This is a genomic window from Paenarthrobacter sp. 10L420, from assembly GCF_056395385.1.
Map to the genome: position 1 here is coordinate 725,527 of NZ_JBFTJK010000001.1, position 19,005 is coordinate 744,531.

Annotated in this window: 21 protein-coding genes and 1 riboswitch; of the genes, 10 read left to right on the forward strand and 11 right to left on the reverse strand. The window is 62.5% G+C overall.

Going from position 1 to position 19,005, the window contains the following annotated elements; all coding sequences use genetic code 11:
* Nucleotides 1–87: 87 nt before the first annotated feature.
* Nucleotides 88–720 carry an O-methyltransferase gene (locus AC1DD5_RS03540; RefSeq protein ID WP_223946472.1) on the reverse strand — a complete coding sequence of 211 codons (633 nt, stop codon included), beginning with the start codon at nucleotides 718–720 and terminating at the stop codon, nucleotides 88–90.
* Between the two features lie 236 nt (nucleotides 721–956).
* On the opposite strand from AC1DD5_RS03540, the gene sigE reads away from it, so the two are divergent.
* The 3 genes from sigE to AC1DD5_RS03555 are packed head-to-tail and all read left to right on the forward strand — an operon-like array spanning nucleotide 957 to nucleotide 2,989.
* A complete protein-coding gene (gene sigE / locus AC1DD5_RS03545) occupies nucleotides 957–1,580 on the forward strand; it encodes an RNA polymerase sigma factor SigE (RefSeq protein WP_442017637.1) in 624 nt (207 codons plus the stop codon).
* A 7-nt stretch (nucleotides 1,581–1,587) separates the two neighbouring features.
* Entirely contained in the window at nucleotides 1,588–2,559 is a 972-nt protein-coding gene (locus AC1DD5_RS03550; RefSeq protein WP_477520630.1) for a hypothetical protein, read from the forward strand.
* 31 nt (nucleotides 2,560–2,590) lie between these two features.
* Nucleotides 2,591–2,989, forward strand: coding sequence for a twin-arginine translocase TatA/TatE family subunit (locus AC1DD5_RS03555; RefSeq protein ID WP_442003697.1), 399 nt, complete (start codon nucleotides 2,591–2,593; stop codon nucleotides 2,987–2,989).
* A gap of 43 nt (nucleotides 2,990–3,032) precedes the next feature.
* Here AC1DD5_RS03555 and AC1DD5_RS03560 read toward each other — a convergent pair whose 3' ends face one another.
* From AC1DD5_RS03560 to AC1DD5_RS03570, 3 genes are read right to left on the reverse strand one after another with little or no spacing between them, the layout of a single operon-like run.
* Complete coding sequence (locus AC1DD5_RS03560) at nucleotides 3,033–4,160, reverse strand: Mrp/NBP35 family ATP-binding protein (protein WP_477520631.1); 1,128 nt, start codon at nucleotides 4,158–4,160, stop codon at nucleotides 3,033–3,035.
* Between the two features lie 3 nt (nucleotides 4,161–4,163).
* Nucleotides 4,164–4,901, reverse strand: a complete 738-nt coding sequence (locus tag AC1DD5_RS03565) for a DUF1003 domain-containing protein (protein ID WP_477520632.1) — start codon at nucleotides 4,899–4,901, stop codon at nucleotides 4,164–4,166.
* Nucleotides 4,882–6,162: a magnesium transporter MgtE N-terminal domain-containing protein gene (locus AC1DD5_RS03570; RefSeq protein ID WP_224164857.1), complete on the reverse strand. Its 1,281-nt coding sequence runs from the start codon at nucleotides 6,160–6,162 to the stop codon at nucleotides 4,882–4,884. The genes AC1DD5_RS03565 and AC1DD5_RS03570 overlap by 20 nt, the downstream gene beginning before the upstream one ends.
* Before the next feature lie 76 nt (nucleotides 6,163–6,238).
* Here AC1DD5_RS03570 and AC1DD5_RS03575 point away from each other — a divergent pair, with 76 nt between their 5' ends.
* A complete protein-coding gene (locus tag AC1DD5_RS03575) occupies nucleotides 6,239–7,054 on the forward strand; it encodes a YflT domain-containing protein (RefSeq protein WP_477518232.1) in 816 nt (271 codons plus the stop codon).
* A gap of 92 nt (nucleotides 7,055–7,146) precedes the next feature.
* Here AC1DD5_RS03575 and AC1DD5_RS03580 read toward each other — a convergent pair whose 3' ends face one another.
* On the reverse strand, nucleotides 7,147–8,730 hold the full coding sequence (locus AC1DD5_RS03580; protein ID WP_477520633.1) for an aminopeptidase P family protein: 1,584 nt from the start codon (nucleotides 8,728–8,730) through the stop codon (nucleotides 7,147–7,149).
* A gap of 80 nt (nucleotides 8,731–8,810) precedes the next feature.
* Between AC1DD5_RS03580 and AC1DD5_RS03585 the strand changes: the two genes are divergently transcribed.
* Nucleotides 8,811–9,656 (forward strand): PHP domain-containing protein, encoded by an 846-nt coding sequence (locus tag AC1DD5_RS03585; protein ID WP_477520634.1) that lies wholly within the window; start codon nucleotides 8,811–8,813, stop codon nucleotides 9,654–9,656.
* A 34-nt stretch (nucleotides 9,657–9,690) separates the two neighbouring features.
* On the opposite strand, the gene AC1DD5_RS03590 is transcribed toward AC1DD5_RS03585, so the two are convergent.
* The 3 genes from AC1DD5_RS03590 to AC1DD5_RS03600 form a co-directional block, all read right to left on the reverse strand.
* Complete coding sequence (locus AC1DD5_RS03590) at nucleotides 9,691–10,626, reverse strand: DNA-methyltransferase (protein WP_477520635.1); 936 nt, start codon at nucleotides 10,624–10,626, stop codon at nucleotides 9,691–9,693.
* Between the two features lie 8 nt (nucleotides 10,627–10,634).
* A complete protein-coding gene (locus tag AC1DD5_RS03595) occupies nucleotides 10,635–12,344 on the reverse strand; it encodes a DEAD/DEAH box helicase (RefSeq protein ID WP_442003704.1) in 1,710 nt (569 codons plus the stop codon).
* Nucleotides 12,345–12,630: 286 nt separating this feature from the next.
* Nucleotides 12,631–14,115 (reverse strand): RNB domain-containing ribonuclease, encoded by a 1,485-nt coding sequence (locus tag AC1DD5_RS03600; RefSeq protein WP_477520636.1) that lies wholly within the window; start codon nucleotides 14,113–14,115, stop codon nucleotides 12,631–12,633.
* A gap of 41 nt (nucleotides 14,116–14,156) precedes the next feature.
* Here AC1DD5_RS03600 and AC1DD5_RS03605 point away from each other — a divergent pair, with 41 nt between their 5' ends.
* Nucleotides 14,157–14,825: a ferritin-like fold-containing protein gene (locus AC1DD5_RS03605; protein ID WP_477520637.1), complete on the forward strand. Its 669-nt coding sequence runs from the start codon at nucleotides 14,157–14,159 to the stop codon at nucleotides 14,823–14,825.
* A gap of 45 nt (nucleotides 14,826–14,870) precedes the next feature.
* Here the strand turns inward: AC1DD5_RS03605 and thiE are convergent, their stop codons facing one another.
* Nucleotides 14,871–15,554 (reverse strand): thiamine phosphate synthase, encoded by a 684-nt coding sequence (gene thiE, locus AC1DD5_RS03610; protein ID WP_477520638.1) that lies wholly within the window; start codon nucleotides 15,552–15,554, stop codon nucleotides 14,871–14,873.
* 27 nt (nucleotides 15,555–15,581) lie between these two features.
* Nucleotides 15,582–15,699: riboswitch (TPP riboswitch) on the forward strand.
* On the opposite strand from thiE, the gene thiO reads away from it, so the two are divergent.
* From thiO to AC1DD5_RS03630, 4 genes are all read left to right on the forward strand, one after another.
* Nucleotides 15,692–16,939, forward strand: a complete 1,248-nt coding sequence (gene thiO / locus AC1DD5_RS03615) for a glycine oxidase ThiO (protein ID WP_477520639.1) — start codon at nucleotides 15,692–15,694, stop codon at nucleotides 16,937–16,939. It overlaps the preceding riboswitch by 8 nt.
* The gene (gene thiS, locus AC1DD5_RS03620; protein WP_477520640.1) at nucleotides 16,936–17,172 is read left to right on the forward strand and encodes a sulfur carrier protein ThiS; all 237 of its coding nucleotides are present in this window, start codon (nucleotides 16,936–16,938) and stop codon (nucleotides 17,170–17,172) included. Before thiO ends, thiS begins: the two co-directional genes overlap by 4 nt.
* 4 nt (nucleotides 17,173–17,176) lie before the next feature.
* On the forward strand, nucleotides 17,177–17,974 hold the full coding sequence (locus tag AC1DD5_RS03625; protein WP_477520641.1) for a thiazole synthase: 798 nt from the start codon (nucleotides 17,177–17,179) through the stop codon (nucleotides 17,972–17,974).
* 29 nt (nucleotides 17,975–18,003) lie between these two features.
* Entirely contained in the window at nucleotides 18,004–18,348 is a 345-nt protein-coding gene (locus AC1DD5_RS03630; RefSeq protein WP_442003711.1) for a 4a-hydroxytetrahydrobiopterin dehydratase, read from the forward strand.
* Nucleotides 18,349–18,433: 85 nt separating this feature from the next.
* Here AC1DD5_RS03630 and AC1DD5_RS03635 read toward each other — a convergent pair whose 3' ends face one another.
* Together AC1DD5_RS03635 and AC1DD5_RS03640 are read right to left on the reverse strand one after the other, a co-directional pair.
* Nucleotides 18,434–18,736 carry a hypothetical protein gene (locus tag AC1DD5_RS03635; protein WP_477520642.1) on the reverse strand — a complete coding sequence of 101 codons (303 nt, stop codon included), beginning with the start codon at nucleotides 18,734–18,736 and terminating at the stop codon, nucleotides 18,434–18,436.
* 35 nt (nucleotides 18,737–18,771) lie between these two features.
* Entirely contained in the window at nucleotides 18,772–18,996 is a 225-nt protein-coding gene (locus tag AC1DD5_RS03640) for a DUF3107 domain-containing protein (RefSeq protein ID WP_216924096.1), read from the reverse strand.
* Nucleotides 18,997–19,005: the final 9 nt, after the last annotated feature.

The following is a 19,005-nucleotide window of genomic DNA, read 5'->3' on the forward strand; positions in this document are numbered from 1 at the left end:
GGCGAGAGCCGGAGCCCTGCTTTTGTTTAAGCAGCAGCGTCTTTCTTGGGTGCTGTTCTTTAAGAATGTCCGCTAAATGGCAATTGCCTATTTTTTGACAGCCACCAGAAGTCCATCGCCCGTGGGAAGCATCGCAGAGGCCAAGCGGTCGTCGTCGCGAATGGATTTGCCAACTTGCCGAAGAACCACGGTGGTGGAGTCGCGGGCTGCTGGATTTGAGACGCGGTCCTTATCCAAGGCGTCGTTGATCACCAAGGTGCCACCCGTCTTGAGCAAGCGGACAGCTTGTTCAACGTAGCGGGGGAAGTTGGGCTTGTCGGCGTCGATGAAGACAAGGTCATAGGCGGAGTCCGTGAGGCGCGGGAGGACGTCGGCGGCCCTGCCGGAGATGGTCCGGGTCCGGTTGGCGGGGCTGCCGGATTCCAGAAAGGCTTCGCGGGCGGCCTTGAGGTGTTCAACGTCGACGTCGATGGTGGTCAGGACGGCTTGTGGACCCAGACCCCGCAACAGGCAAACTCCTGAGACTCCGGCGCCTGAACCAACCTCAACTACTGTCTGTGCCTTTGAAGCCGCGGCAAGGACCGTCAACACCGCGCCAACGCCCGGGCTGATGGGTTTAACCCCCAACTCGAAGGACCTCTCCCGGGCGCGCAACAAGACGTCATCCTCAGCAGGCAGATCTTCTGCATAGGACCAGCTGGTTGACTTGTCGGCACTCATGAAGGGTTCGCTTTCCGCGCGTAGGGGTGTCTGTACCAGCCTACTGTGTCCGGTGCTGCAAACCCTGTGTTCGCAGCCGTCCCGGGATTGTGTCTGCAGCAGGATTTCGCCTTGCGTGGAAATTGTGCCTTAGTCAGGAAATTCCCAGAAAAACTTGGGATGATATTGATCCGGTCATCCACGTGGTGGGCGGCACCGGACAAGTACGGTGAACCACAGTTTGAGGGGAGTGGACGATGCCGGCATCGCATGCTGCGCCAGTCCAGACATCGGAGAGCCTTGAGGCCGTTACAGACTGGGTCATGCCCAGCTGGGAGGATGTGGTCGCCAACCACTCCGCCAAGGTATACCGCCTTGCCTACCGCCTGACCGGAAACAAGTTCGACGCCGAGGACCTCACCCAAGAGGTCTTCGTCAGGGTTTTCCGTTCACTGGAAAACTTCAAGCCAGGAACCCTGGATGGGTGGCTGCACCGTATTACCACCAACCTTTTCCTGGATCAGGCACGTCGTAAGAGCAGAATCCGCTTTGACGCCCTTGCCGAGGACGCCGAGTCGCGGCTGCCGGGCCGTGAGCCAGGCCCGGAGCAGAGCTTCGAGCACAACAATCTGGACCTTGACGTTCAGCGTGCGTTGGAAGAATTGCCACCGGATTTCCGGGCTGCCGTTGTTCTGTGCGATCTTGAAGGATTGTCTTACGACGAAGTGGCGGAGGCGCTGGGCGTGAAGCTGGGCACTGTCAGGTCCCGTATCCACCGCGGCCGCACCATGCTGCGGGAGAAGCTCGCCCACCGTGACCCACGCCCGGCCGAGGCCCGCAAGCCCCGCCTGAAGATGCCTCGCATCGCCAGCATTCTTTAGGTAGTCGATGCCTCGACGCCACATTCGTCCGGGTGCCCTGTCACGTCGCAAACTGGCTGCACGTTACAAACTGGCTGCCCTTCGCCACACCCGGAACCCTGAGCACCTACGGCATTGCCCCGAGTGCCGTGCTGCCCTGAACCGGGAGCGGCAATATCTTGAACGGCTTCGCGGAGCAGCGGTGCCCGAAGCCAGTCAGGACCTTACGACGCGTTTGCTCCAGCACACCCAACGACTCGCGAATGAGCAGGCCCCGCCGGTCGCAAATTCCCGGACCAGGAGTGGTGCTACCGAGGGCGGTGCGTGGCGCGGCCTTCGGATTGCCGGCCTGGCCGCCGGTACTCTTACGGTAAGTGCAGGTGCACTGGCGGTTGCCGCTTATGTGGTGGCAGGTGATACCGCGCCACAAGCAAGCATCCGTGCAGGCAACGATGCCTCGTCCCTTTCCAGTGCACTCACCGGCGGCCCGGCAGAACTGATGACGAGGCCGGAGTTCGTGGCAACGCCGGACTTCCGAGCCGGCACACCGGTGAACTTGAACTCTGAGCAGTTGGATGCCCTGCGGGACCAGGGATGGGCGTGTCCTGAACTTGGTGGTCTGGGCTTCCACGTGGTCTCAGCCAACGCCACCATGTACAACGGCCACCCGGCAGTAGAACTCCGGCTGGAAAGCAAGGGCCATTACGCGACTGTTGTGGAAGAGCACCTGCAGACTTCAGACATGGCGCTCACTGGACGCTCGCCATCGGCCCAGCTCTCTGTCACCCAGGGGACCCCGTGGGAGGCCGTATACAGGACCTCGACGGCCGTCCTCAGCTATGCATCGGACTTGCCGGCAGATGTAGCCGACGACGCCGTTCCCGAGTTGGTTCGTGCAGGCGACTCCGTGATCGGCTTGAAAGCCCCGCAAGCATCCGAGACGTGGTCCGAACGGATGATCCGCGGCCTTCGGACACTGCTCCGTCCCGCTGGTTTATGACCGGCACCACAGACAAGGTAATCTTCGTAGCGTGTTTGGAATCAACGGCCCGGAGTTCATACTCCTTCTGATTATCGGCGTACTCGTCATCGGTCCCAGCCGTTTGCCCGAATACACTCAAAAGCTCGCCAACCTGGTGAAGGAAGTCCGCCGGATGGCCTCGGGGGCGCGTGAGCAGATCAAGGAAGAAGTCGGCATCGACATCGATGAGGTCGACTGGAAGAAGTACGATCCCCGCCAGTACGATCCGCGGCGCATCATCAAGGATGCGTTGCTTGACGATGATTCCAAGCCCGTCAACGCCGGCGCGCCGGCTGCTGCTGCAACAGCTGCGGCGGCAGTGGTGGACACGACGCCCAAGGCTCCGGCCCGCATTATTGAGCGGCTCGCCGAGGGCGAGGCTGCGCCCTTCGATACCGAAGCTACTTAGCCTGCCAAAGCCCTTTCGAAGGCTCTCCCGAAATCCAGGGTGGTCAGCGCGGCTGGATTCCCAGTGGCATCCCGGATAATCCCCGTGGACGAGTGGCCAACATCCCGGCAATGCCTGCCAACGCTTTCGCAGCAGCAGTCTCGCTCGCGGCAAGGACTACAGGTTTTCCGGCATCTCCGCCCTCACGCAACCGGATATCCAAGGGAATCTGGCCGAGAAGGGGTACGTCGTTGCCCACAGCAGCACTCAACCGCTCAGCCAGGACGGCACCGCCGCCACTTCCAAACAATTCCATGCGACCGCCGTCGGGCATTTCCAGGAAGGACATGTTCTCGATGACGCCGGCAACCTTTTGGCCTGTTTGGGTTGCGATGGTTCCGGCGCGTTCGGCGACATCCGCAGCGGCAGCCTGCGGGGTGGTTACCACGAGGATTTCGGCGTCCGGGAGGAGCTGGGCCACGGAAATTGCGATGTCCCCTGTTCCGGGAGGCAGGTCCAGGAAAAGGGCATCGAGGTCACCGAAGTAGACGTCCGTGAGGAACTGCTCCAAGGCCCGGTGCAGCATGGGACCACGCCACGCCACCGGCTGGTTTCCGTCAACGAACATCCCAATTGATATGACCTTCACCCCGTACGCCACAGGAGGCAGGATCATGTCGTCCACCTGCGTCGGTTTTTGTGTGATGCCCATGAGCCCCGGGACGGAGAAGCCGTGTACGTCGGCGTCCACAATGCCCACCCGCAGGCCCTGGGCGGCCAAGGCACAGGCAAGGTTGACGGTGACCGAAGACTTCCCCACGCCGCCTTTTCCACTCGCTACCGCGTAGACCTTCGTCAAGGACCCGGGCTTGGCGAAAGGGATGCCCCGCTGACCACCTGGACCGCGCAGTTGTTCCTTCAGGGCCTCGCGCTGGGCGGGAGTCATGACCTTCAGCTCCACGTCAACACCGGTGACGCCTGCGATGCCTGATAACGCAGTGGTGGCATCCGCCGTAATGGTGTCGCGGAGTGGGCAGCCGGCGATCGTGAGCAGCACTGCTACGTGGACGGTGCCGTCGTCGTTGGCCGCCACCGACTCCACCATGCCAAGTTCGGTGATTGGACGCCGCAACTCGGGGTCAATGACGGTTGCCAGGGCAGCGTTAAGTGCCTCGGCGGATGGGGTGCTCATGGGTTACGCTCGGCTTTCAGGATTTTCGGGAGGGGCCGGCTTCGCGCTGGAGTGCTGGGGCCCCGGGCGTTGTGGACGTACTTTCGGGATCTGCTGCGTGCGTGGTCCCCGCGACTTGTCCCGTTTCTCCTTGAGCTTCTCTTTGACCTTCTCGCCTGGAGACTCAGTGCCGTCTGCCGCGGCTTCGCTCTCCCGCAGTTCCTCCTGGGCATCGATGATGTCCTCCAAGAGGCTGCGGAGTTCGGCGCGGACGTAGTCACGAGTGGCTACCTCACGGAGTGCGATTCGCAGGGAAGCCAATTCCCGGGTCAAGTATTCAGTGTCAGAGAGGTTCCGTTCGGCACGTTGGCGGTCCTGCTGCAGCGAAACGCGGTCGCGGTCGTCCTGACGGTTTTGGGCCAGCAGCAGGAGCGGTGCGGCGTAGGAGGCCTGAAGCGACAACATGAGCGTCAAGAGCGTGAAGCCCAGTTCCACGCGGTCGAACTGCCACTCCGTGGGCGCAAACGTATTCCAGGCCAGCCAGAAGAGACAGAAGATCGTCATGTAGACGAGGAACTGCGGCGTGCCCATGAACCGGGCGAAACCCTCGGTGGCATTGCCGAAAGCATCGGGGTTGGGCGAGAACTTGGGCAGTATGCGCTGACGCCCGCTTAGCGGCGTGTCAAGGCTGCCGGGATTGTTTGTGCGTCCAGTGGACCTGGGGGATCGGGTGACGTTGATATCAGCCAATGCGGCCTCCAAGTTTCCTTATAGGGGCGTCGTCCTCGTGAGCGCGCCAGTCATCGGGCAACAGGTGATCCAACACGTCATCAACAGTCACCGCCCCCACAAGGCGGCCGTCGTCGTCGACGACGGGCAGCGAGTTCAGGTTGTACGTGGCCAGTGTGCGGGCTACTTCGCTGATGTGCGCCTGGTCCGACAACGGCTCAAGGTTCTTATCAACCAGGTTGCCCAGCGGTTCAGGCGGAGGGAAGCGCAAGAGTTGTTGTATGTGGACGACGCCCAGGAACCGGCCGGTGGGGGTTTCCAGCGGAGGCCGTGTGATGAAGATGGAGGACGCCAGGGCAGGGGAGAGTTCCTCGCGGCGAACGTGCGCAAGCGCTTCGGCGACCGTGGCTTCAGGAGGCAGGATGACGGGCACGGGTGTCATGAGGCCACCTGCAGTGTCTTCGTCGTACTCCAAAAGACGCCGGACGTCTTCGGCTTCCTGGGGCTCCATGAGTTGGAGCAGTTCTTCCGCTTGGGCGGAGGGGAGTTCGGCGAGGAGGTCGGCTGCGTCGTCGGGATCCATTTCCTCCAGGACGTCGGCGGCCCGTTCCACGTCCAGCGCGGAGAGGATCTCCACCTGATCGTCCTCGGGGAGCTCCTGGAGTACGTCTGCCAACCGTTCGTCCTGAAGTTCGCTGGCCACTTCGAAACGGCGCTTGTCGCTCATCTCCTGCAGGGCTTCGGCGAAGTCGGCGGGCTTGAGGTCTTCGTGCGTTGCAACAAACTGCGTGGCCGCCTGAGGCTCGTTATGCCCGCCTGTCTGCGCGTCCGCCCAGTCAATGATGAGGGTTTCGTTGCGGCGGAGCCTGCTCAGGGGCGACAAGGAATGCCCGCGACGGACGAAGAGCTTGCTGACGAACCAGTCCTTGGACCGATGCTGATCCATCGCGATGTCCTCGATCGTTGCATCGCTGCCATCGGCAAGGGTGACGCGGCGATCAAACATTTCCGCTACCACGAGTGTTTCAGCGCCCCGTTGTTCGAAACGACGCAGGTTCACCAGGCCCGTGCAGATGATCTGGGTTTGGTCGATGGAGGTGATGCGGGTCATCGGTACGAATACCCGCTTCTTGCCCGGCACTTCCACCACGATGCCAACAACGTGCGGGGCGCCGCGGGTCCCCCGGGAGAGCACGACGACGTCGCGCAACCGGCCCAAACGATCGCCCAGGGGGTCGAAAACGTCCAAGCCGAGCAGACGCGCGACAAAGACGCGTGAGGGATGTGTGCTCATGTCTACAGGCTACCGAGTCTGCTCTCTTTTAGCTGAATTCCAGCCGCTTCACATCTACATGCGACACAATGGGGCTATGTCTAACATTTTTGGTGCTCCCAAAGCCGTTGAGGAATCCCGCAGCGTACCCCAAGGTGACACTGTTGGCTCGTACACCTCATATTTGGATGCCCAAAAGGCGGTGGACTACCTCGCGGACCAGCAGTTCCCCGTCCACTTGGTGTCGATCGTGGGCAACGACCTCAAGATGGTGGAGCGGGTAACCGGTCGGCTGAGCTACCCACGCGTTGCCCTGTCCGGTGCTTTGAGCGGCATGTGGTTCGGCCTCTTCGTCGGCGTCATGCTCTCCTTCTTCACGCCCGGTGGCGGCACGTTCTCGATCATCACCTCCGTGCTCATGGGTGCAGCGTTCTTCATGCTGTTCGGCATCGCCACCTACGCCACTCAGCGCGGCAAGCGCGACTTCACGTCCACAAGCCAGGTGGTCGCCACCAACTACGATGTCATTGTTGCCATCGAGGCAGCCCACGAAGCCCGCCGGTTGCTCCACCAACTGCCCATGAATTCCGCCCAGGCTGCCACCGGACAAGCACAAAATTACAGTCCGCCAAACGCGCCCTTCCAGCAGCCCGGCCAGGCACCTGACCGTCCTGCCACTTGGAACGATCCCTATGGCCAGCGCGGACCGGAGGCCACCGAATCCGATGCTTCCGGCGCGCAGGCTCCTGCTGCGCAGGCAGCGCAGCCTGTACAGAACCCTACGCCGTCACCGGTGCGCTATCCGGACCTGCCCGATGGCCGCCCCCAGTACGGCGTCCGGGTCACGGAGGGCCAGAATGCCCCACGGCACGAGGAACAGCAGCCTGGGAAGGACGACTCCCAGAAGCAATAACTTCAAAAGAAGCGCAAAGAGGAAGGCCACCGGATATCGATCCAGTGGCCTTCCCTTTGTGCTGTTGTCGCCTGAGGGGGCCTTTGCGGAGGCTAGCCCGCGGCTTCCTGATAGATGCCGGCCATCCAGGACTCGACGTCGTCGGCCTTGCGTGGCAATGCCGCGCTCAGGTTCACGGGGCCGTCTGCCGTCATGAGGATGTCGTCCTCGATGCGGACACCGATGCCACGGTATTCGGCGGGAATAGCCAAGTCTTCGTTCTTGAAGTACAGGCCTGGCTCGATCGTGAAGATCATGCCCTCCGTGAGGATTCCATCAAGGTAAAGTTCGCGCTTGGCCTGGGCGCAGTCATGTACGTCCAGGCCGAGGTGGTGGCTGGTGCCGTGCGGCATCCAGCGGCGGTGCTGCTGGCCTTCGGGGCTGATGGCTTCCTCAACAGAGACAGGCAGCAGACTCCATTCAGCGAGGCGCTCAGCAAGGACCGTGGTGGCTGCCGTGTGTATGTCCCGGAATTTCACGCCCGGCCGTGCGGCGGCGAACCCCGCGTCAGCAGCATCCAGGACAGCTTCATAGACCTTGCGCTGCACCTCTGTGAAGGTGCCGTTTGCCGGCAGGGTCCGCGTGACGTCCGCTGTGTACAGCGAATCAGCCTCCACTCCTGCGTCAAGCAGCAGGAGTTCACCAGCATTGACGGCACCCGAGTTGCGGGTCCAGTGCAACACTGTGGCGTTGTTGCCTGAGGCCGCGATGGTGTCGTAGCCGAGTTCGTTGCCTTCCTCGCGGGCACGGGCGAAGAAGGCGCCTTCAACCACGCGTTCGCCACGCTTGTGCGTCAGAGCACGTGGGAGGGCCCGCACGACGTCGGCGAAGCCTTCCACGGTGGCGGCGACGGCGATCTTCATCTGCTCGATTTCCCACTCGTCCTTGATCAGGCGGAGTTCGGAGAGTGCTTCACTGAGCTTTTCGTCCAGAGCATCGAGCTCGCCCAGGTCAAGGTTCTCAGGATCCTTTGCCGTGTTGTAACGGGCAGTGTCCACCAAAGCATCGATGTTCTCATCTACCTTGCGGACCAGGCGGATGGAGATGCCGCCGATTTCGGGGGCGCCCACGTTCTTGGTGATGGCCAGTTCAAGTTCGGAAATGTGCGCCGTGGGCAGACCCAGGCGTACTTTGAATTCTGCCAGCGTGGGCCGTGCGCCAATCCAGAATTCACCGGCCCGGGAGTCGGCGTAGAACTGCTCGGTATCGCGGCCCGCCAAGGGACGGAAGTACAGCGTCGCAGTGTGGTGACCGCCGTCGTCGCCCTTTCCTTCAGCTACCGGTTCCAGGATCAAAACGGCATCCGGCTCGTGGTCCAGGCCCAACCCGGTGAGGTGGGCGAATCCGGAGTGCGGGCGGAAGCGGTAGTCGCAGTCGTTTGAGCGGACCTTGAGCGGACCGGCCGGGATAACGAGCCGTTCGCCCTTGAACAGTTCGGAAATGGCACGACGGCGGCGGGCAGCGTGGTCTGCGACGGCGTCACGAGCAGGGGTTACCTGCGGTGCGGGCGCCCAGTTGCTGGCCATGAATGCCTTGAAGGCATCGGATGTGGGCCGCTGGGAACGGTTGTTGACGCGTTCTTGCAGGGGTTGGGAATCTGTGGATTCCGCGTACGGGGTGTTTTCGGCATCATTCACCGTTACATCGTCCCACCAGTTTCGTGAGGAGGCCAACGGCGCAACACCCCAAGGCGGTCCTCATCCCATAGGCTGGGAAAGTGAGGATAGACCTGCATACGCACTCGAATGTTTCCGATGGAACCGAGACCCCCGCCGGGGTGATCATTTCGGCCGCAGCTGCAGACCTGGATGTCATTGCGTTGACGGACCACGATTCCACTGATGGGTGGGAGCTTGCTGCCGCCGCTGCCAAGGAGCACGGAGTCACTTTTGTTCCCGGCATGGAGATCTCATGCCGGACGGAGCAGGGGATCAGCGTGCACCTGTTGAGCTACCTGCATGACCCTTCCCACCCTGGGCTTCTTGAAGAGATCACCAAGTCAAAGGACGCCCGGCTCACGCGCGCTGAGCGCATGGTCACCCTGCTGTCCGAGGATTACCCTCTGACGTGGGATGACGTCATTCACCATGTGGCTCCCGGCGCTACAGTAGGGCGCCCGCATATCGCTGATGCCTTGGTTGCTGCTGGCGTGGTCGCGGACCGCTCCGAAGCCTTCACGTCCATCCTGACATCGCATTCGCGATACTTCGTGCAGCACTACGCCCCTGACCCCGCTATCGCCGTCGAGCTTGTCCGTGCCGCTGGTGGTGTGCCGGTCTTCGCGCACCCGGTGGCTTCGGCGAGGGGACGGATCGTGGGGGAGCGGACGTACCGGGAGATGATCGACGCCGGACTTCTTGGCCTGGAAATTGAACACCGCGACAACCCGGAAGAAGGACGCGGGTTCCTTCGCAACATGGCGTCCGAGCATGGGCTGCTTATCACAGGATCATCGGACTATCACGGAGCCGGAAAACCGAATCGGCTGGGAGAGTACCTGACATCCCCGGACGTCCTGGCAAGGATCGAGGAACTCGCCACCGGCAGCACGGTTGTTCGCTGATGGTTGTGCCGTTGGTCAGGATCGTCGGGGCTGTTCAGGCATTCGTGAAGGGCACTGCCTGATCCAGGGTGCCTTCCGGCTGGTCCACCGCGCCTGCCGGCAAAGGCTCCCTGCTGTGGAAGACGGCCTTGGTGCCAAGGCGTTTCCGCATGACGTCGATGGCTTGCTCGTTCTGGTCTACGCAGACGAAGTTGCGCCCCAGCTTGGCGGCAACGGCGCCGAGGGTTCCTGATCCCGCAAAGAAGTCCAGGCACCAATCGCCCTCACGGCTTGAGGCAGAGACGATCCTGCGCACCAGGCCTTCGGGTTTCTGGGTCGGGTAGCCGGTCTTTTCCCTGCCGGTGGGCGAAACGATGGTGTGCCACCAGACGTCCGTGGGAAGTTTGCCCCGCTCGCGTTTGGCAGGCGTGACCAGACCGGGGGCCATGTAGGGTTCGCGGTCCACTTCAGCGTTGTCGAAGTGATACTTCGCAGGGTTCTTTACATACACCAGAATGTTGTCGTGCTTGGTGGGCCAGCGGTTCTTGGCCCGGGCGCCGTAGTCGTAGGCCCAGATGATCTCGTTGAGGAAGCACTCCCGGCCAAAAATGGCGTCCAGCATCACCTTGGCGTAGTGCACCTCGCGGTAGTCCAGGTGCAGGTACAGCGTGCCGTCGTCAGCGAGGAGCCGCCAGGCCTCTACGAGCTTGGGTTCCAGGAAGGACCAGTAGTCGCTGAAGGCGTCATCGTAGCTGTGAAGGGCACCCTTGATGGTGTCGTAGGAGCGTCCTTTGAACCCCACGCGGTCGCCGTCGCCGTCCGCGTTGCGGACCATGCGTGTTTCCTGGCGGCGTTGGACCCGGCCTGTGTTGAAGGGCGGGTCCACGTAAATGAGTGTGAAGGCGCCGTCCGGCAGCGTCGGGAGGAATTCCGCGTTGTCCGCGTGCACCACCAGATTGCCGCCGTCCGGCGCCCAAACAGTATCAGTCATTGAGGACTTTAGGCCTCGGAGTTGCCGGGCTGGGCGCCAGCGGTCTCGCCGGAAACCACTTCGCCGTTACGACGGCGCGTGCGGGTACGGCGCGTGCGGGCCGGCTTCTCGGCGTTTTCGCCGGTCGCTGTGCGGGTTTCGGAGGAACCGGCAGCAGGCGCCGCATCGGCGTCGGATGTACGACGGCGGCGGGTACGGTTGCGTCCGCCTTCACCGTTGGATTCTGAGTTGGCTTCGCTGGACTTGGCTGCGTTTCCACGGCCACGGCCGCCGTCCCTGCCACGGCCACCATCGCGTCCACCGTCACGGGATGAACCGCCGGAACGGGAGTTCTTCTTGCCTGTTTCGCCCAGGTCCTCGAGGACCTCGGCATCGACACCGGCAAGCGTACGCTTGTTGCGCGGGAGGCGGCCCTTGGTGCCCTCGGGAATGTCGAGGTCACTGTAGAGGTGGGGGGAGGAGGAGTAGGTTTCAACCGGCTCGGGAACGCTGAGCCCCAGTGCTTTGTTGATCAGGCCCCAGCGGGGCATGTCGTCCCAGTCGACGAAGGTGACGGCGGTTCCCTTGTTGCCGGCTCGGCCGGTACGGCCCACTCGGTGCAGGTAGATCTTTTCGTCTTCCACGCACTGGTAGTTGATAACGTGCGTAACGTCGTCCACGTCGATGCCACGGGCGGCAACGTCCGTGGCAACCAGGACGTCCACCTTGTTGTTGCGGAACGCGCGGAGAGCCTGCTCGCGGGCGCCTTGGCCAAGGTCACCATGGATCGCAGCAGCGGCAAATCCGCGGTCGACCAGTTCCTCGGCGACCTTGGCAGCTGTGCGTTTCGTCTTGGTGAAGATAATGGTGCGGCCGCGTCCGCGGGCCTGGAGGATGCGGGCCACTACCTCGGTCTTGTCCATGCTGTGGGCACGGTAGATGAGCTGGCGGATGTCGCGCTTGGTGAGGCCTTCGTCGTTCGGATCGGCAGCGCGGATGTGGGTGGGCTGCGTCATGTAGCGGCGGGCCATCGCGATGACCGGGCCAGGCATTGTGGCGGAGAAGAGCAAGGTCTGGCGCACGGCCGGCGTACCTGCGATGAGTGTTTCCACGTCCGGCAGGAAGCCGAGATCCAGCATTTCGTCAGCCTCGTCCAGGATCACCATTTTGACGTTTTTCAGGCTGAGGTGCTTCTGCTTGTAGAGGTCAATCAAACGGCCTGGGGTGCCGACAACTACCTCGACACCCTTCTGCAGGGCGTCAACCTGTGGCTCGTAGGCGCGGCCACCATAGATCGTGGCGATTCGGGCGTTGCGTTTACGGGATGCCGTCTGGAGATCATTAGCCACCTGTACCGCAAGCTCACGCGTAGGAACGATGACCAGGGCCTGCGGTGCGCCGGGGACGGCCAGCTTGGCGTAGCCGGGGTCATCCCGGCCTTCCACGCGCTGCAATGCCGGAATGCCGAAACCGAGGGTCTTGCCTGTACCGGTCTTGGCCTGGCCGATGATGTCGTGGCCGCTGAGGGCTACGGGCAGCGTCATGGCCTGAATGGGGAAGGGGTGGGTAATGCCGGCGTCGGCGAGGGATTCGACGATGTCGGCGCGGACGTTGTAGTCAGCGAACGATTTCTCTTCGATCTCGTGGGGCGTCTCATCAGAGATGATCGTTTCCTCGGGCTCGATTGATTCGGTGCCGGTGGCGTCCGTCAGGACTTCATGGGTGTGCAATTCACTCACAGGGAGTTTCCTTATTCATTTGGGCATTGGCGCTGCATGCTCAACGGGTGGCGGAGCCGTACCGGAGCACGAACGGGCGCGCAAGCTAATCCAGTGGAAGCCGATCGCGGGCTATCTAAGTACTGGCACTGGTGACCAGCGGGCACATCTCAAGATCGCGTAGGGGCGGGCTTGTTGAGTTCAAAAATTAACTGAATCAACGACCGGGCATCCATTACTACAGGGTCAGTCTATCCTCTGGGAGCCCTAAAGCCCGGATCGGCGGTAGTTCGGGTGCTGCCGGGCTTCAGGGGAGCAGGGTAAAACGGATCTCGCGGCTGGCGATATCGGCCTTCAGGAGTTGCACCCGGACCTTGGTGCCTGACTCCAGTTCGCCGTCGCACCGGGCTGTCACGGCGGGTTCAGCGATCTGGATGATGCCGAACGGCCCATTGCCGTTTCCGTTTCCCCTTCCATTGCCATTGGTGGTCCCATTGGACGGCTTGGAACCGGAGATGACCACTGCATCGAACTCCTCGCCGATGTGGTTCGCGACGAGTGCAGCTTCCACGGTGTCCATGGCCAGACGCTCAAGCCGCCCGGCCAGTTGGTCGGATGACGCCATGATCTCAGGGAGGGATGGAAGTGCTTCCCGCGCCCACGCCGGGATCTGGTGGCCGTTGCTGAGGGCCTCGCAGATCACCAGGACAAAGCGGTCGATGAGTCGGCGCAAAGGGGCAGTGGTGTGAGCATAGGGTGCGCCGATGGCTGACTGGATGACGTTTGGGGGAAGCTCACCATCGAAAGGCGTGTACCCTGCGCCGCGGAAGAGCGTGCCTGCCGAGTGCAGGATGGCAAGCTGTTTGGGATCCGAAGCATCAAGTGTCCGAAGGTACTCACCGTAGGTAACCTCGCCGTCCCACGGTTTCCCCAGTGCCTTGGTCTGGCGCTTGAAATGGAGCAGCGACCGTTCATCCGGCGCCGGCATGGTGCGCAGGATGCCCACTTTTCCGTCGAGCATCAGTTGGGCCGCTGCCATCCCGGTCATGAGGGATATCTGCGCGTTCCAGTCCTCCACCGGCAGGGAGGGCGCGGCCACAATCCTGTAGCCCCCGCCGCCGGTCGCCTGGACGATTTCCTGCTCCGGCATGTTCAGGTTGGCGCCACCGCGCAGCCGTTCCAGTTCCACTCGCTTCAGGCCAACCTCCTTGAGGAGCTTCAAGACCGGTGGGGCTGTGCCGGCATCGATCTGTTCCTGGGCACCCTTGTAACTGAGCTTGGCGCGGCTGCGGACAGTGCCACGGGCCACCGACGTAGTGGACACCTCCGCATTGTGGTCCAGTTCGAAGTCCCACACGAAGGCGCTGCAGTCCTGACCAGCCAACAGGCTTCCGGCGTTCTCGCTGATCACTTCCGGGTGCAGGGGGATCCTCCCGTCAGGAGCGTAGAACGTTTGTCCCCGTTGCCGCGTCTCTGCATCGAGCGCCCCGCCGGGAGCAACAAAGGATGGCACGTCGGCGATTGCGTAGAGGACTTTGTAGCCGTCGCCGGCCCGTTCAATGAATACGGCCTGGTCCAGATCGGTGGACGTGGCTGGATCGATGGTCACGAACGGAATGTCCCTGAGGTCACGCTCTGGCAGTGTGTGTTTTTCTACTGCTTTCCTGGCTTCCGCCACGGCTTCGGCCGGATACTCGCCTGGGAGCTCCAGTTCGGTCCGAAGGGCTGCAAATGCCTCCGCGAGCTGGTCCGACGAGTCGTCGACGTTGGGCGAAATCCGATGATGTGACACGAAAATCAGGTTAGCCCGAAATCGCTGGATAGTCTTGGACCATGAGCACTTCCTTGGACGATAATGCTCGCGTCCAGCGCCTCTCTTCGGAGCTGCTGGGAGCTATGGCGTACGGCGAGCTCTCGGCGTTTGGCCGGCTGTCTTTCGACTCCCGGTACGCTCCCACCCTGCACGACAGGGCAGTGTTGGCAAAGATCGCCGTCGGGGCTTACGGAAACTTTGCCTTGATCAGCAGCCGGCTCTCGGAGATGGGACTCGATGCCGAAGAGGCCATGCTTCCGTTCCAGCACTCGTTTGACCACTTCCATGAGCGAACAAAGCCGGCGGACTGGTTTGAATCAGTCATGAAGGCCTATGTGATCGACACCGTGTCATCGGACTTTTACCGCATGGTCGCTTCGTACCTCGACGGCGGGACGCAACTCTTTGTCCAGAAGGTGGCCTCCGCCGACCAAGCCACGGAAGTATTACGCGTCCTCCTGCGCAGGGCCCTGGCTGATGATCCTCGCCTGGCATCGCGACTGGCTTTGTGGGGCCGCCGCCTCGTCGGTGAAGCGCTGACCCAGGCCCAACGCGTGGGCATGGAACATCCTCACTTGGGACCGCTGCTCAAGGGCGGCGGGGATGCCCGCACTGCAGTCAAGGTCCTTACCGCTGAACTTGCCGAGCGGCATGGTCGACGGATGTCCGGGCTCGGGCTCACGGCTTAAGAGACTTTCGCATATCCTCGGCTGCCGCCAGGGCGCCGGCGGTGATTATCCGGCGTCGAGCGCTTCCAGCAGAGTCTTTGCCGCCGCCGTCGGATCCTCCGCCTCAGTAATGGCCCGCACCACGACGATCCGGTTCGCTCCCGCAGCCACCACCTGTTCAATGTTGGTGAGGTCGATGCCGCCAATCGCGAACCAGGGGAGGAGGACGCCACCTACGGTCTCCGCATCCGCGCGCTTTACGGCTTCTGCGGCATATGTGACCAGATCCAGCCCGACTGCTTCACGGCCGGGCTTTGTGGGCGTTGCCCACACCGGACCAACACAGAAATAGTCCAGTCCGCTCCTGCCAGGGGAGGCAGCTATAGCGGCGTCAACCTGTTCCGGCGTATGGGTGGAAAGGCCGATCACGGTGCGGTCGTGGAGGAGATGCCTTGCAGCGGGCAGGGGGATGTCCTTTTGCCCGATATGGAACACCGGAGCCCCGGAAATACTGGCAACATCGGCGCGGTCATTGACGGCCCACAGCCGTCCGTGCCGTTGGGCAACGTTGTGCAGAACCTCCAGTACCTCAAGCTCCTCAGCGGCCTCGAGCGTCTTGTCGCGAAGCTGGATGATGTCAACGCCGCCCTCAAACGCGGCGTCGACGAAGTCTTCGAAATCGCCTTGGCGTTTGCGGGCATCAGTGCATAAGTAAAGGCGGGCAGTGGTGTGGACATCATGCTGGGTCATGGAAACCAGAGTAGTTCCTCTAAACTGGGCACGTACTGCGGGAGCCGTGACAGCGTCATATGACCGTCCGGCTGAGAGGGCTTCAGCGCCGACCGCTTGACCTGATCCGGCTAGTACCGGCGTAGGGAAGGAAACACATGGCAGAATCCGGCCAAACCCCCTTGCAGGCAGACGTTGCAGTGATTGGTGGCGGCATCGTTGGCCTTGGCATCGCCCACGAAGCGCGCCGCCAGGGCCGCTCGGTGGTCCTCATTGATCCCACCCCCGCGGCCGGTGCGACGTTTGCTGCCGCGGGGATGCTGGCTCCGGTCAGCGAACTCCACTACCAGGAGGAACACCTCCTGGAACTCATGCTGGAATCCTCCCAACTGTGGCCCGCTTTCATCCGGAGCGTCCATGGCGGCGAATCAGCCACCGGATACCGCACGACGCCGACAATCGCCGTTGGTGCCGACGCCGCCGACCGCCGCGCCCTCGCAGACCTCCGCACAGTCCAGCAGGCCGCGGGCCTGCACGTGGAGCCATTGTCATTGCGGGAGGCGCGCCAACGTGAGCCTTTGCTGAGTCCACAGATTTCCTGTGCCTTCGACATACCGGCCGACCACCAAGTGGACCCGCGGCGGCTTGCACGATGCCTCATGGAAGGGCTGGCAGCCCACGGACCAGGTGACGCAACGTGGGTCTCCGGAGCGGAGGACGGTTTCGCCCTGCCGTTCCACGCATCCCGTTTGCTCTGGGATGGGGACCGCGTCTCCGGGGTTGAACTGGCTTCTGGCGCAGTCGCGGCCTTGGAAACTGTGATCGCCTGCGGGCTGGACGCGGCCAGGATCGGTAATCTCCCCGAAGGTCTCAGTCTGCCCCTGCGGCCCGTTTACGGCGACATCCTCAGGCTGCGCGTCCCCCACCACCTCCAGCCCCTCCTCACATCCACCATCCGGGGTATTGTCCGCGGGGTGCCCGTTTACATCGTGCCCCGGGAAGATGGCACCGTGGTGATTGGAGCAACCCAGCGCGAGGACGGACTATCCGCCTCCACCAATGCAGTCTCCGCCGGAGGCGTCTACCAACTCCTGCGGGACGCCCAAGTCCTGGTGCCTGCGGTGGCGGAGTTGGAACTGCTGGAAGTGACAGCCCGCGCACGGCCCGGCACTCCGGACAACGCACCATTACTGGGACGCGTTGCCGGGCGCGCGGGCACCATCGACGGTCTCGTAATCGCAACCGGGTTCTTCCGCCATGGCGTCCTGTTGACGCCTGTGGCCGCCAGAATCGTCGGCGGGCTGATCAGCGGGTCAGCCGATCCCCGATGGTCCAACTTCACCCCTGATCGATTTACGGCAACGCCGGATCACCGCCTCCAACCAGCAACCAAGGACACACCATGAACATCAAACTCAATGGCTCCGTTCATGCCGTGGCGGATGACGCATCCGTCAGCACGCTCGTCAGCGCCATCACAGGCCGCATCCTGGACCACCGCGGACAGGCGGCCGACGGCGGCAAGCTGGGTGTCGCCGTCGCGCGCAATTCCGAGGTAGTGCCGCGCAGCCAGTGGGCCACGACTGCGCTCGCCGATGGAGACGAACTCGAACTCGTAACCGCAGTCCAGGGAGGCTGAAAAAATGACAGTAGCAAAATCTGACATCCGCACAGATGCTTTGGTGATCGACGGCGTCGAATTCGGCTCCCGCCTGATCATGGGTACCGGTGGTGCACCGAGTCTTGACGGGTTGGGAGCAGCCCTTCTGGCTTCAGGAACGGAACTGACCACTGTGGCAATGCGCCGGTACTCACCGGCCGAGACAGGCTCACTGTTTCAACTCCTGCTGGATCACAACATCCGGGTCCTGCCCAACACCGCTGGCTGTTTTACTGCCAAAGACGCAGTGATGACCGCGGAGCTCGCCCGGGAGGCGCTGGAGACGGACTGGGTGAAGCTGGAAGTCATCGCCGATGAGCACACACTTCTTCCGGATGCGGTGGAACTCGTGGAGGCCACCGAACAGCTGGTGAACCGGGGCTTCAAGGTCTTCGCGTACACCAATGATGATCCTGTCCTGGCGCTGCGCCTGGAAAACCTGGGTGCCACAGCAGTCATGCCCCTTGGTTCGCCTATTGGTACAGGGCTGGGCATCCTGAACCCGCACAACATCGAACTGATCGTGTCCCGGGCCTCTGTCCCGGTAGTGCTCGACGCCGGCATTGGAACCGCGTCCGATGCCGCGCTCGCCATGGAACTGGGATGCGATGCTGTCCTGCTGGCAACAGCCGTGACCCGTGCGCAGAACCCCGTGCAGATGGGTGAAGCCTTCAAACACGCGGTGATCGCCGGTAGGCTGGCCAAGCAGGCTGGCCGAATCCCGCGCCGGGAGCACGCCCTCGCGTCATCGGCCATGGAAGGCCGGGCAGAGTTCCTCTAAATGCAGTTCCTCTCAATGAAGGAGCAGTGGTGGCTGACAGGAAAGAGCCATTGACCCAGATCGCCGTGGAGACCGCCCTCAAGGGCCTTCCGGACTGGAAGCTCCAGGACGGCCTCGTGACGGTATTCAAAACCTCGACGGCGGCCGACGCCCTGGCGCTTATCGCCGCCATTGGCCGGATCGCCGAGGAACAGAACCACCACCCGGATCTTGACTGGCGTTACAACAGGGTGTTCTTGCGCTACGTTTCCCATGACGCAGGCGGCCAGGTGACCCAACGCGACATCGCGGCAGCCGCTGCCGTGAGCGAGGCCGCGGCCGCGTCCGGTGCCTTGGCGCAGCCGGATCGCTACCCGGGAGTTTCAACGGGATAGAAGAGGTTAAACGGTGCTGGCCATCACCCACGGGGTGGTGGCCAGCGTCGTTTAAAACTGAACAGTGCCTTAGAGTCTCAATGCCCTAGAGCCTCAGAGCTTTGGTGAGGGCGGCGGTGTCATGCTGGGTGCGCGTGCGGCCAAGAAAGAGCACAACGGCAATCGCGATAACCGTCCCCAACACGATAGGGAGGATCCAGGGGATCCAGGTCAGCCCGGGCTGGTAACCAAAGCCGGCCATGATGAAAGCTATCCAGCCCAGCACGCCGACGGTTGTCGAAACGCCCGCCGGCAATGCAATGCCGTACTTGCCGTGTCGCTTGTCATTTGCCCACACGATGAATCCTGTAGCGATGGTGGCAAGAACCACCACAACGAGTGAAAGCATGGAGACTCCTTAGCGGCAGCTGTAACCGGGAACCGCTAGAGTGCGCCGAAACCGACGCGGCGGACTTCCTCAGCACCAATTTCGACGTATCCCAACACGCTGCCGGGAACGATGATCTGGCGGCCTTTCTCATCCGTGAGCCGCAGATCCGAACCCTTGGAGATGGCCTCTCCGACAATCTTGGCTACAGCATCAGCATCGAGTGCGGATTCGAGCACGATTTCACGGCCAACATTCTGAATGCCGATCTTTACTTCCACAGCAAGGCC